The 13080-nt window shown below is 65.5% G+C and carries 12 protein-coding genes; 2 read left to right on the top strand and 10 right to left on the bottom strand.

Translation table 11 applies throughout. From position 1 onward, the window contains the following. Window positions 1-193: 193 nt before the first annotated feature. The 4 genes from ACVOLV_RS14595 to ACVOLV_RS14610 all read right to left on the bottom strand — a co-directional run bounded on the left by ACVOLV_RS14595 (window position 194) and on the right by ACVOLV_RS14610 (window position 3220). Complete coding sequence (locus ACVOLV_RS14595) at window positions 194-523, bottom strand: DUF6172 family protein (protein WP_481555024.1); 330 nt, start codon at window positions 521-523, stop codon at window positions 194-196. A 79-nt stretch (window positions 524-602) separates the two neighbouring features. Next, window positions 603-1301: a class I SAM-dependent methyltransferase gene (locus ACVOLV_RS14600; protein WP_481555025.1), complete on the bottom strand. Its 699-nt coding sequence runs from the start codon at window positions 1299-1301 to the stop codon at window positions 603-605. After that, entirely contained in the window at window positions 1298-1939 is a 642-nt protein-coding gene (locus ACVOLV_RS14605; protein WP_481555026.1) for an SGNH/GDSL hydrolase family protein, read from the bottom strand. The genes ACVOLV_RS14600 and ACVOLV_RS14605 overlap by 4 nt, the downstream gene beginning before the upstream one ends. A gap of 9 nt (window positions 1940-1948) precedes the next feature. After that, a complete protein-coding gene (locus ACVOLV_RS14610; RefSeq protein ID WP_481517827.1) occupies window positions 1949-3220 on the bottom strand; it encodes a pyridoxal phosphate-dependent aminotransferase in 1272 nt (423 codons plus the stop codon). A gap of 279 nt (window positions 3221-3499) precedes the next feature. Here ACVOLV_RS14610 and rsgA point away from each other — a divergent pair, with 279 nt between their 5' ends. After that, complete coding sequence (gene rsgA, locus ACVOLV_RS14615) at window positions 3500-4597, top strand: ribosome small subunit-dependent GTPase A (protein ID WP_481555027.1); 1098 nt, start codon at window positions 3500-3502, stop codon at window positions 4595-4597. A gap of 232 nt (window positions 4598-4829) precedes the next feature. Next, window positions 4830-6086 (top strand): flavohemoglobin expression-modulating QEGLA motif protein, encoded by a 1257-nt coding sequence (locus ACVOLV_RS14620; RefSeq protein ID WP_481555028.1) that lies wholly within the window; start codon window positions 4830-4832, stop codon window positions 6084-6086. 10 nt (window positions 6087-6096) lie between these two features. Here the strand turns inward: ACVOLV_RS14620 and ACVOLV_RS14625 are convergent, their stop codons facing one another. The 6 genes from ACVOLV_RS14625 to ACVOLV_RS14650 form a co-directional block, all read right to left on the bottom strand. Next, window positions 6097-7338, bottom strand: coding sequence for an FAD-dependent oxidoreductase (locus tag ACVOLV_RS14625; RefSeq protein ID WP_481555029.1), 1242 nt, complete (start codon window positions 7336-7338; stop codon window positions 6097-6099). An 88-nt stretch (window positions 7339-7426) separates the two neighbouring features. Further along, window positions 7427-8632: a sodium/glutamate symporter gene (gltS, locus tag ACVOLV_RS14630; protein ID WP_481555030.1), complete on the bottom strand. Its 1206-nt coding sequence runs from the start codon at window positions 8630-8632 to the stop codon at window positions 7427-7429. A 332-nt stretch (window positions 8633-8964) separates the two neighbouring features. Beyond that, entirely contained in the window at window positions 8965-9363 is a 399-nt protein-coding gene (locus tag ACVOLV_RS14635) for a RidA family protein (RefSeq protein ID WP_481555031.1), read from the bottom strand. A 34-nt stretch (window positions 9364-9397) separates the two neighbouring features. Then, on the bottom strand, window positions 9398-10837 hold the full coding sequence (locus tag ACVOLV_RS14640; protein WP_481555032.1) for an N-acyl-D-amino-acid deacylase family protein: 1440 nt from the start codon (window positions 10835-10837) through the stop codon (window positions 9398-9400). Window positions 10838-10840: 3 nt separating this feature from the next. Further along, a complete protein-coding gene (locus ACVOLV_RS14645) occupies window positions 10841-11716 on the bottom strand; it encodes a MurR/RpiR family transcriptional regulator (protein ID WP_481536889.1) in 876 nt (291 codons plus the stop codon). Window positions 11717-11718: 2 nt separating this feature from the next. Then, window positions 11719-13074, bottom strand: coding sequence for a GntT/GntP/DsdX family permease (locus tag ACVOLV_RS14650; RefSeq protein ID WP_481555033.1), 1356 nt, complete (start codon window positions 13072-13074; stop codon window positions 11719-11721). Between the last annotated feature and the right edge of the window lie 6 nt (window positions 13075-13080).

Here is a 13080-nt window from a genome sequence, read left to right on the forward strand (position 1 = left end):
GGCCCCCCCCCCCCCCCCGCTCCCCCCCCCGCCCCCCGCCCCCCCCCCCCCCCCCCCCCCCCCCCCCCCCCCCCCCCCCCCCCCCCCCCCCCCCCCCCCCCCCACTACAGGTGCATTGCTTGGAAAGCCCCATGCCGAGCATGGCTCGGCACTACCGTTGGCCCCTCTGCCTGTGGCGAAGGGGCTTGGGCGATCAATCTTCGAAATCGGTCTCTGCAGCCGGGGCCGGCTCTGCCACCGGGCGCGGGCTGCGCTTGGCCGTCTTGCTCACCACTTCGACGTAGAACTGGGTGTTGCCAGCGGCCACCAGTGCGTCGATTGCGCGGAACAGTTCGTCATACCCCACCGGCTTGGCCGAGGCTTCGTCCACGCCCAGCTTGCTGTCGAAACCCCAGGAATCGGCGCCAGCCGGCAGTGCCTTGCCGCGCTCACGCTTGGTGTACTTGCGGATGTCGTGCTTGCTGGCTTCCAGCAGGCGGTCGGGGTGCTTGCCTTCGATGGCGAGGCTATAGGTCTTCTTCACGGGAATCTCGTTGCTGCGCCAGCCCGGTTGGGCCGACAGGGAATGGCACCATTATCGGTGCAAACGGCTGGACCGTGGTTCAACCGCGTTCGGCGACCAGCAGCCAGTTGTTGAATGGGGTGTTGCCGTACAGCGGGGTGAGGCTGACGGTCAGGCCGCATTGTTGCAGCAAACAGCGCAGAGATTCGGCATCCGGGTAGTGGCGGGGCCTGGATTGCATCCAGCCGATCAGGTTGGCGGCGCGGTCGCCGATGCGCGATATGCGGCCACGGCGGGTGTGATCGGCCAAGGCCATGCGCATCACCAGCCGGCCGTCATTCCCCAGCATGGCCGCCACGCTGCGGAGCAGGGCCTGTTGGGCCTCGTCGGGCAGGTATTGCAGGACATCCAGAATGGCGACGCTGCCACGGTGGGCGGGCAGGGTGGTGGCCAGGTCCATGACCTCGAACGTGCTGGCATCCAGACCGGCGCGCGCCGCAACCGTGGTCGCGCGCTGGATCTTGGCGGCGTCGTTGTCAACGCCCCGGTATGGCAGCTGCTGGCCATCGTGGCGCAATGCATGGGCAAGCAGGCCCAGCCCGCAGCCCATGTCCAGCAGTGGCGCGATGCTGCCGCGCAGGGCCTGGAGTACACCGGGATAAAGCGGATCGCTGCGCAGTTTGCCCAGCGTGTAGTAGTAGTCCCAGCGGTTACCCCAGGGACGCGTTGGTGCAAAGGCGCCGGCAATGGCCTTGGCGGCATCGGCCGGGAAGGCGTCATGGCCAGCCTGCCCGGTCACGTGGAGGGCGGCGCCTGCAGGAGTTCGGCGGCGACCGGCAAGGCCGCCTGCATCCAACGCTGGTACATGGCGGCCGAAGGATGCAGGCCGTCATCGGCCAGCATTTCCACCGTTTCACCAGCGTCGCGGCTGGTCGCGGTGATGTCGACGAAGGCAACGCCGTAATCCCCGCAGCAGGCATGCGCGGCGGCGTTGAAATCGTCGATTTCGCGGGCGACCTGGGCCGCATCGCGGCCGTTCTGCTGGGCGAACGGGGTGAAGCCCCAGTCCGGGGTGGACAGCACCAACACCCGCCGTGGGTCTTCGCCGGCCAGGGCGATCGCGCGCTGCAGCAGTTGTTCGAACTGCTGCCGGTACTCGGCCAGCGGCCGTCCGCGGTATTGGTTGTTGACCCCGATCAGCAGGCTCACCAGCGCGTAAGGCCCTTGCGGGGCCTCGGCGTCGATGGCGACAGCCAGTTCGTCGGTGGTCCAGCCGGTGGTGGCGATGACCTGCGGGTCGTCCAGCTCGATGCCCTGTGCACGCAGCGCGGCGGCCAACTGGAATGGCCAGGTGCCGGCCTGCGGCACGCCTTCACCGATGGTGTAGGAGTCGCCCAGCGCCAGATAGCGCGTGGAAGTGGCTGTGGTTTCCGTCATCAAGGCCGATCAGCCGACCGCACTGCGCGGCTTGAGCTGCACGACCTTGGTGACTGCTTCGGCGCGGCGGCTGAGCAGCTTGTCGATGCGGCCGAAGACCTCGCGCATCACGCTGGCCTCGGGCAGCAGGGTCACCCGGAAGTGGTTGCGGTAGGGCACGTTGAAGCTGGAGCCCGGTACCACCAGCACGCCTTCTTCTTCCATCAGCTGCAGGGCGAAGTCGTGGTCATCAAATCCTTGTGCGGCCGGGCCGACGACTGCCGGGAAGGCGTACAGCGCGCCCGACGGTACCACCAGCGACAGATGCTCGCTGGCCTCACAGGCCTCGATCACCGCGCGGCGGGTTTCGTACAGACGGCCACCGGGGCTGCACAGTTCAGAGATCGTGTCCGGGCCGTTGACCGCGGCTTCGATGGCGTACTGGCCGGGCACGTTGGCACACAGGCGCAGCGCGCTGAGCAGGTCGAGCGCGGCGCGGAACTCACCCAGCTGCTCGCCGGCACCGGACAGCAGCATCCAGCCCACGCGCCAACCACAGGCGCGATGCACCTTGCTCAGGCCGCTGAAAGTCAGGCAGGGATGATCGCCTGCCAGCGGTGCGACCGGCTGGAACTGGGTGCCGTCGTACAGGATCTGGTCGTAGATTTCGTCCACCAGCAACAACAGGTTGTGCTTGCGGGCAATGGCGACGATTTTTTCCAGCAGTTCGCGCGGGTAGCTGGCGCCGACTGGGTTGTTCGGGTTGATCAGCACGATGGCGCGGGTGCGCGAGGACACCAGTGCTTCCATCTCCACCGGATCAGGCAGGAAGCCGTTTTCCGGACGGCAGCGGTAATACACCGGGCGGCCATCGTTGAGGATGGTGGCAGCCGACCACAGCGGGTAATCCGGCGAGGGCACCAGCACTTCGTCGCCCGGGTTGAGCAGGGCGCGCAGCGACAGGTCGATCAGCTCGGACACGCCATTGCCCAGGAATACGCGGTCAGCCACGGCATCAGGCGCACCACGGCGCGCATAGGCGGCGGCGATGGCTTCACGTGCGACCGGCAGACCCTGCTGATGGGTGTAGGGATCCGTACGGCCCATGTCATCGGCGATGGCGTGCTGCAGGTGTGCAGGCGCACGGAACCCGAACGCACCGGGATTGCCGATATTGAGCTTGATCAGCTTGCGGCCCTGGGCCTCCAGCTCCCGCGCTCGTCGGGCCAGTTCACCACGGATTTCGTAGCGGACTTCGGACAGGCGTTCACGGGTAGCTAGCGGTTTGACAGGGCTTGACATTTTCTCAGGGCCATCAAGGGCATGGACATCGCATGGTAGCCGAATTGTTGCGCTGCGGGGCGGGGTGTTGGGGCTGGGAATGGGGAATCGGGAATCGGGATTGGTTGCAGGCAAAAGCAACTGCCGGAGCAAGAGCAAAGGCACCCCTCCCCAGCCCTCCCCTGCGCTGCGCGCAAGGGAGGGGGCAAGGCTTGGCTCCAGCTCCAGCCCCAGCCCCAGCCCCAGGCGCAACTGAACCGCCATTCCCGGCTGCAAGCCCCGCCCCGGTAGAATCCCCCAATGACTGATTCCATCGACTTCGATTCGCTGCGCCATATCGGCTGGCCCTGGCCTGGTGCTCCCGAGGACCCGCAATGGCAGGAAGCCTTTGCCGCCCACCCGCAGGCCCGTCCGGGGCGGGTGATCGAGCAGCACCGTTCCGGCTACGTGGTCGCCGATGCGCCCGATAACAGCCTCAAGACCGAGTCGCCGCCGGAATGGCAGCGCCCGCGTTTCCCCAGCCATGAGCGTGCGGCGGTTGGTGATTGGGTGCTGCTGGATGGCAAACGCATCGTCGCGCTGCTGCCACGGCATACCTCGATCAAACGCGGTGCCGCCGGTGAGCATTATCACCAGCAGGTGATCGCGGCCAATATCGATACGGTGTTCATCGTCTGTGGCCTGGATGCCGACTTCAATCCGCGCCGCATCGAGCGTTATCTGTTGCTGGTTGGTGGCGGTGGCGCCTCACCGGTGGTGGTACTGACCAAGGCCGACCAGACCGAATACAGCGAAGACGCGTTGGCGGTGCTGGAAGATCTGGCCGCCCAGCAGATTCCGCTGCTGGCGATCAATGGCAAGGACCCGGAAAGCGTCTCCGCCCTGCTGCCGTGGCTGGGCCCGGGCAATACGGTGGTGCTGGTGGGTTCCTCCGGTGCCGGCAAATCCACCTTGACCAATACGCTGTTGGGCGAGGACCGGATGAAGACCAATGAAGTGCGCAGCAATGATTCGCGCGGCCGCCACACCACCACCCATCGCGCGCTGATGCCGTTGCCCTACGGCGCCTGCCTGATCGATACGCCCGGCATGCGCGAGCTCAAGCCGACTGGCGAGGAGACCCTGGCCGAAGGCGGCTTCGCCGATATCGAAGAGCTGACCACACAGTGCAAGTTCCGTAACTGCTCGCATCAGAGCGAGCCGGGATGTGCGGTGCAGGAAGCCATCGAACGTGGCGACATTGATGAAACCCGACTGGAGAGCTATCTCAAGCTGCGCGAGGAAGTGGCGCTGGCCGCGGCCAAGCTGGCGCAGCGACAGGCCGAGCAGGCGACCGAGCGCAAGCATTCCGGGCGTGGTGCGCAATGGCGGCCGATAAACAAGGGCAAGCGGCGCTGAAGCCTGTGTTTGTCTGCTTTTGCTCCCTCCCTTTCGCGTAGCGAAGGGGGTGAAGAAGGCCGCTTGCGCGCCACTGGCGCGCGGCCTGATGAACGACCGAAGGCTATGCCTTCGGGCCGGACGAGTTGGCGAGGGGTAAGCTCTTCGCAGCATTGATGCGGTCGTGGCTTCGCGGCTTACGCCGCTCCCACAGACGAGTGCTGGAACTGCGTTTTATTTGAATGGAGCAGGCATGGACACGGTTGATATCCACGACGATCCAGCCATCAGCCATCACGCCGCGCTCGATGCGCGCATGGTGGCGGCAGTGCGCGGCGTACGCCTGCTCGGTTTGACCAGTTGGCCGGCCAATACCCAGGCACCTTTCCTCGACAGCGTGGCGCGCGGCAAGCCGGTGCTGCCGCAGGTGGACTACCCGAAGCAGGATTTCAGCGACACGCGGCGTGAACTGGCCGCGATCATGGCCGCCGCCGATACCTCGCACCCGCTGGGCGTGTACGTGCATGACTCGGCGCAGAGCTGGGATCTGGCTGCCGGCCTGCTGGAAGCGCTGGGAACGCGCGCGGTAGGCGAGTATTCGGCGCAGCTGTTCGGTGTGCCCGAGCAGCCGATGCCCGGCAATGGCCCGACCACCCGTGATGCGGCGCGACACTTCATCCAGATCGCCGAGGAACTCGATCGTGAACTGCTGGCGCCGGAAGAACAGGTGCCGGTATCAGCGACGGCGCTGCAGTTGATGCTGCAGAGTGACCTGGATGATTTCTTCGACCAGCGCCTGATCACCGTCGAACTGGACCGGGAATTGATCGCCAAGGCAGCGGCTGGCGCAACCCGCATCCGTCTGCGTACCAGTGCCAGCTTCAGCGCCTACGATCGTGCCCAGCTCTACCACCATGAGGCGCTGGTGCATTCCCTGACCGCGCTGAACGGCCGCGAGCAGGTGCTGCTGCCCAGCCTCGCGCTGTCCTCGCCGCGCATCACCGCTACCCAGGAAGGCCTGGCGACCTTTGCCGAGCAGATCACCGGAAGCATCGACATCCAGCGGCTCAAGCGCATCAGCCTGCGTATCGAAGCGATTGCGATGGCACGCGACGGCGCCGATTTTATCGAGGTCTTCAACTACTTCCGCGCATCCGGACAGACCGCCGAGGAAAGCTTTTCCTCCGCACAACGCGTATTCCGCGGTGTGCCGACCAGTGGCGGCACGGCCTTCACCAAGGACACGGTCTACCTGCGCGGGCTGGTCTCGGTGCACACCTTCTTCCGGCAGATGCTGCGCGACGAAAAACTGCAGACCTGCCGCTGGTTGTTTGCCGGCAAGATGACGCTGGGCGACGCGGTGGCATTGACGCCGCTGTTCGAGGCTGGGGTATTGGCAGCGCCACGCTGGTTGCCGCAGTGGATCAACCGCGCCAACGGCCTTGCCGGCGCATTGGCGTTCTCGCTGTTCGCCAACCGCATCCGCATGGACCAGATCAGCGAAACCTGAGTGGGTTCAGTCAGGGCGTGTCCAGCAGCTGCTGCACGGCCCGCTCGCCGCTACCCATCGCAAGCGTCCAGCCGAGCATGCCGTGGCCGATATTGCAGGCCAGGCCGTCGCCGAGGTTCTTGATGATCGGTGAGGTCCACGGCGTGACCGGGCGCAGGCCGGCCCAACTGCTTTCGATGTGATCGTAGTCGGCGGCCTCGGGCAGCGAGGCGCGTGCCTGCGCGATCAGCGTGGCCAGTCGCATGGGCTCGGGCGCGGGATTCCAGTCGTTGAGGTCGGCCAGGCCGGCAACGCGGATACGCTCGCCCAGACGGCAGAACACCAGTTTGCGTTTGGTGTCGGTGATGCTGACCCTGGGTGCATTGGCGCCCAATGGTGCGGTGAAGGAGTAACCCTTGATCGCCATTACCGGCATGCGCAGGCGCAAGGGTTTGAGCAGGGCAGGGCTGTCGATGCCAGCGCAGACCAGTACGCGCGCTGCCTGCAGCCTGCGGCCGTCACGGGCCTGCAGTTGCCATTGCCCATCCGCACGACGCAGCGACTGCGTATCGAAGCCGAACAGCGCCTGCACGCCGTATTGCTGCTGCAACACCTGCAGCAAGCCTTGGCTGAAGCGGTAGGGATCGCCGGCTTCTTCCTCGGGCGAGTAGACACCGCCGGCCAGCCATGGCGCACCGCTCAGTGCAGGTTCGATGGCGGTTGCTTCGGACGCGCTGACCAGCCGTTGCTGCACGCCGTAGCCGCGCTTGAGCTCGATCATCGATGCCGCTCCCTGTACGCCCTCGGTGGACGGATACAGGTGCAGCTTGCCGGAGACCTCGTGGTTGAACTCGATAGGGTGCAGCTGTAGCAAGGCCTGCATGGCCGCACGCGATTCCAGTGCCAGTTCCAGCGTGGCCAGGGTATTGCGTTGCAGGCCGGCGGTGTTGGCCTGGCGCAGGAAGGCCAGGCCCCAGCGCAGGAAATCCGGATCAGCTGACCAACGTGTGCGGAAGGGCCCGTTGCGGCCGAATGCCATTTCCGGCAGCTGCGCCCAGGTTGCCGGGCCGGCCATCGCATCGGTGTAGGCGTAGCTGAGCTGTGCGCCGTTGGCGAACGAGGTGCCGAGCGCGGGGCCGTCATTGCGATCCAGCAGCAGCACCGAACAACCGCGTTTTGCCGCGGCGTACGCAGTGGCCAGGCCCACCACGCCAGCGCCGATGACGACGAGGTCGTGGCTGGAAGAAAGGTGGGGTGTGGCGTTGGATGTCATCAGCGGAACGGTGCTACTGGGCAGGTGAGGGCCCATTGTCGCGCCAACCCGCGCACAAGGCACGGGTATGGCGCACGGAACCAACGGCTTAGTGCGGCCAGAAGTTCAGGAAGCCGGTGATGATCAGCGCATTGATGAAGTCGATGAAAAACGCGCCGACCAACGGTGCCACCAGGAAGGCGCGCGGCGCCGGCCCGTAGCGCTGTGCCAAGCGCCGCATCACCGCCATGGCGTTGGCGGTGGTGCCGAGCATGAAGCCGATGAAGCCGCCACCCATCACCGCAGCGTCATAGTCACGACCCATCAACCAGTAGATAGGCACCGCGAACAGCGCGACCACCGACACCTGGATGATCAGGTTGACCAGCAGCGGCAGGCCCATGCCAGCCAATTCCCAAAGCTTCAGGTCCATCAGCGCGATGGCCAGGAACAGGGCGAGCGAGATGTTGCCGATCAGATCGGTGGTCGGCACCGACAGTTTGATCCAGCCGGTGTAGTCGTCGATGTTGCGGATTACCGCGCCGACCAACATCGCGCCGATATAGGTCGGCAGGGTCAGGCCGATGCCTTCAAAACCCTTGCCCACCCACACGCCCAGCCACATCGCCATCAGCAGCACGACAATGCTCTTCAGTGCATCGAACTCGCGCGCGGATTCGCTGGGGTAGCGCACCGTGATTGCTTCGTCTTCGCCAAGTTGCGCACCGGTAGCCTTCTGGCTGGGGTGACTGACCTTGAAGCGCTGCATCAGCACGGTGATCACCGGGCCACCGACCAGGCCGCCGCAGATGATGCCGGCCATTGCTGCCGTCACCGCCAGGCTCTCCGCGCCGACCAGACCGGCCTGCTCGAAATGCCCGGCAAAGGCCAGGCCGGTGGCCGGGCCGCCGGTCAGCGTGGCCGAACCGGCCAGCACGCCGAACATCGGATTCAGGCCGAACATCTTGGCGACACTGATGCCGATCAGGTTCTGCAGCACCGCGAAGATGCTGCCGATCAGCAGGAACAACATCACCTGCTTGCCGCTGACCCGCAGCAGTCGCAGGCTGGCGTTGATGCCCAGCGTGGTAAAGAAGGCCACCATCAAGGGCGTCTTGAGTGTGGTGTCCAAGGTGAACAGGGTGGTCTGCTGGCTGTGTGCCCACCACACGGCCAGGGCCACCAGCAGGCCGCCAACTACCGGTTCAGGCAGGTTGTAACGGCGGAAAAACGGAATGGCGCGGCACAATGCGTAGCCGGCGAACAGGGTCAAGCCGGCAAAAGCGACTGTCTGTACTGCGTCAAGTTGGATCATCGGAACGGGGACCTTGCACCAGCGAAAGGCGAACTTTGTCGTTCCCAACGCACAATAGCAACCGGGCCGAAAGGCACTGGACCGGTTTTTGGGTGCTTTCTGGTAGCGGTAATCGTGTGGTGCAGGGCCATGCCCGGTAGAGGTGTGGCCAGAAATCCACGGTAGTGCCGAGCCATGCTCGGCAGGGGCTGTACCGGCAATGCTTCACTGTAGTGCCGAGCCATGCTCGGCAGAAGCTGTACCGGTAAAGCCCCTGCCGAGCATGGCTCGGCACTACAGTGAAGCATTGCCGGTACAGCTTCTGCCGAGCATGGCTCGGCACTACAGGTACATCAGTCGCGCTGTGGGCGCTTGTAGGCCACGCAGTCCACTTCCACCTTGCAGTCCACCACCATGCGGCTTTCCACGCAGGCGCGGGCCGGCGGGTTGTCGCCGAAGTAATGTTTGAACACGCCGTTGAAGGCGTAGAAGTCACGGGCGTCGTCCAGCCACACGCCGCAGCGCACGACATGCTCGGGGCCGTAGCCGGCCTCGGCCAGGATCTCCAGCACGTTGCCGATGACCACGTGCGATTGCTCGGTCACGGTGCCGGCGACCAGTTCGCCGTCGCGCATCGGTACCTGCCCGGACACGAACAGCCAGCCGTCGGCTTCGACTGCGCGTGAGAACGGCATGTGCTGCTTGCCCTGGCCAACGCCGCCTTCGGCGCCATAGCGTTTGATGTCACTCATCGGTATTCCTTTATATGGGTACAGCGGTTGCAACTCAGGCTGCCGGGGCGGTCTGGGGGTAGACAAAACGGCCGGCGCGGGCAACGACCTGCTTGCCGTCGTAGCTCAGGCAGCCGTTGACCCATACTGCGTTGATGCCATCGGCGGCGCGGATCGGGTCGTGGAAACTTGCCGTGTCGCGTACCTGTGCCGGGTCGAACAGGACCAGGTCGGCGCACCAGCCAGCGCGGATGAAGCCGCGCGCACCCATCGCGAAGCGCGAGGCGGGCAGGCCGGTCATCTTGTGCACGGCGGTGTGCAGCGGGAACAGCTGCTGGTCGCGCGCATAGTGGCCAAGCACGCGCGGGAAGGTGCCCCACAGCCGCGGGTGCGGGCGCGGATCACGCGGCAAGCCGTCCGAGCCGATCATGGTCAGCGGATGCGCCAGTATCTTGCGTACGTCGGCCTCGTCCATGCCGTGGTAGACCGCACCGGCCGGTTGCAGGCGGATCGCGGCATCCAGCAACGATACATTCCAGTCGGCGGCGATCGCCGCCAGCAGGCGACCGCCCTGGTCAGGTTCGGACTCGGACCAGGTGATCAGGATGTCGAAGGCGTCGGTGACCTGTTTCAGGTCCAGGGTCGAGGCGCTGGCGGCATACGGATAGCAGTCACAGGCGACGTCCTGTGTAGCCGAGGCAGCCTGCAGGCTGGCCAGCACTTCGCCACTGCGGCCCCAGTTGTCGATGCCGGCGCATTTCAGGTGCGAGACACGCACCGCGGCCTGCGGCGCGCGTGCGGCGTGGAAGGCTTCTTCCATTGCCTCCAAGATGCCGCCGAACTCATCGCGCAGGTGGGTGGCATACAGCCCGTCGCGTGGCAGTTCCGTAGCCAGTGCATCCACTTCCGACGACGGCGCGCTGAAGGCCGAGGCATAGGCCAGGCCGCTGCTCAGGCCGAGTGCGCCCTGGGCAAGACTGTCACGCAGCTGCACCCGCATCGCGCTGATCTCGTCGTCGCTGGCGGCGCGGTCGAGCCTGTCCATGTGGTTCTGGCGTAGCGCGGTGTGGCCAACCAGCGCTGCCACGTTCACGGCAGGACCGGCTAGCTCCACCGCGTTGCGATAGCTGGCGAAATCCGCGTAGCGGAAATCCTCGGCATCGCCCAGCAGGTTCATCGGGTCCGGCACCTGATCGCGGATCTGCACCGGGCTGGCGCTGATGCCACAGTTGCCGACTACCACCGTGGTCACGCCCTGCGACAACTTGCTGAGCATGTCCGGGTTGCGGATCACTTCCAGGTCGTCGTGGGTGTGCACGTCGATGAAGCCCGGCGCCAGCGCCAAGCCCTGCGCATCAACCACATGTGCCGCCGGAGCGGCGCCAAGCTGGCCGACCGCGACGATGCGCCCGGCCTTGATGGCCACATCACCCTGCACGCCGGCGTGGTCGCTGCCATCGAAGATCAGGGCATTGCGTATCAAGAAATCATGCATGGATCAGTCACCCAAGGGCAGACGCGAATCACCGCCGCGGTGGCGGTCCAGCGCCAGCTTGATGCGGCGCAGGTGCTCATGGTTGGCATTGGCATCGCTGAGTGCGGTAGTGGTGGCGAGCACGTCGATCGCCAGCATCATCGCGTAGCGCGATGCAGAAGGTTTGAACACGAAATCCGTTTCCTCGATCTGGATCGGCAACAGCCAGTCGCTGCGCTCGGCCAAGGCAGTGCCGGCCTGGGTGATGGCGCCGATGCGGGCGCCGTAGGTGCGGGCGATATCGGCGGCGGAGACGATCTCCGGGGTGATGCCGCTGACCGACAACACCAGTACCAGGTCTTCCGGGCCCAGCGTGGCGCCGATGATCTTCATCATCAGTGCGTCGCTGCAGGCCGAGACCGGGCGGCCGAAGCGCACCAGACGGCTCTGCAGTTCCTGTGCGAACACGGTGGAGCAACCGCCCAGGCCGAAGATGTGGATCATCCGCGCCTTGCACAGCGCGTCGGCAAGGCTTTGCACCACGTCTTCTTTCAGGTTGGCGATGTTGTGGCGCAGGCTTTCCTGGATGTCATCGCAGATCTGCGCGTACAGCGCCGATACCGGCGGTGCGTTCTGCTGCTCCAGGAAGCGTTTGCCGACCGCGCTGGCCGAGGCCAGGCGTGCACGCAGCTCGCGGACGTGCTCGCAACCCAGTGCCTTGGCAAAGCGCGAGATGGCGGCGGCGCTGACCTCGGCGCGTTCGGCCAGCTCGCTGACCCCGTACTGCGCGGCAGCATCCACGTCGGCGAGGATGGCTGCGGCAATGCGCGCTTCCACCGGGCTGAATTCGTGTTGGCGCTGGCGCAGCTCATAGACGATATCGAACGTATTCTGCGACATGTTCAAAGCACCATGGAAAGGGCCATCACCAAGGACAGGGCGATGACGGAAATAAGGGTTTCGAGCACCGTCCAGGTCTTGAAGGTCTGGGCGACAGTCATGTTGAAGTATTCCTTCACCAGCCAGAAGCCACCGTCGTTGACATGTGACAGCACCACCGAGCCGGCACCGGTGGCCAGCACCAGCAATTCGGGGTGGGCATAGCCCATGGCGGCGGCAATCGGCGCGACGATACCCGAGGCGGTGGTCATCGCCACGGTTGCCGAGCCGGTGGCGATGCGCATCAGCGCAGCCATGGTCCAGCCCATCAGCAGCGGTGACAGCTCGAAACGCTGCGACAGGCCGATGATCTCGGCGGCGACGCCAGTGTGCACGAGGATGCCGTTGAGGCCGCCGCCAGCACCGACCAGCAAGGTGATCGCGGCGGTAGGTGCCAGGCATTCCTGAGTGAACTTGAGGATCTGCTCGCGGCTGAAGCCACGCAGCAGGCCCAGGGTGATGAAGCTCATCAAGGTCGCCAGCAGCAATGCCACCACCGAGTGGCCGATGAAGCGCAGGCCATGGTTGAGCGCCGAGCCCGGTGTTGCGATCTGGTCGGCCCAGCCGCCGAGCAGCATCAGCACCACCGGCAGCAACAAGGTGGCCAGGGTGATGCCGAAGCTGGGCAGCTGCTCATCGGGGACGCGGCCATGGCCTTCGTCCAGCAGTGCCGCTTCCATCGGGTTGTGCGCGGGCAGCTTGACCCGTGGCGCGACGAACTTGGCGAATACCGGGCCGGCGACGGCGGCGGTCGGCAAGCCGATCAGCAACGAATAGAACACGGTGCGGCCGACATCGGCGCCATAGGCATTCACCGCCAGCATTGCGGCCGGATGCGGCGGCACCAGGCCGTGTACCACCGACAGACCCGCGACCATCGGCAGGCCGACCAGCAGCAGCGGCACGCCGGTGCGGCGAGCGACATTGAGCACGATCGGGATCAGCAGCACGAAGCCGACTTCGAAGAAGATCGGCAAGCCCACGCAGAAGGCGATCAGCATCATCGCCCAGTGCACGTTCTTCGTGCCGAAGCGGGCAATCAGGGTGCGCGCGATGCGCTCGGCACCGCCGGACTCGGCCATCATCTTGCCGAGCATGGTGCCCAGCGCGACGATCAGTGCGATATGCCCCAGCGTCTTGCCGACGCCTTGTTCATAGGCCGGCAGGATCTCCGGCGCCGGCATGCCGGCAAACAGCGCCAAGCCTACCGATACCAAGGTGACACTGATAAAGGGATTGAGTCGGAAGCGAGCGATCAGCACGATCAGTGCAAGGATCGACAATGCGGCGTAGATCAACAGCAGATTACCGTCGGTCATGCGTAC

Source organism: Stenotrophomonas sp. STEN023 (genome assembly GCF_056760135.1).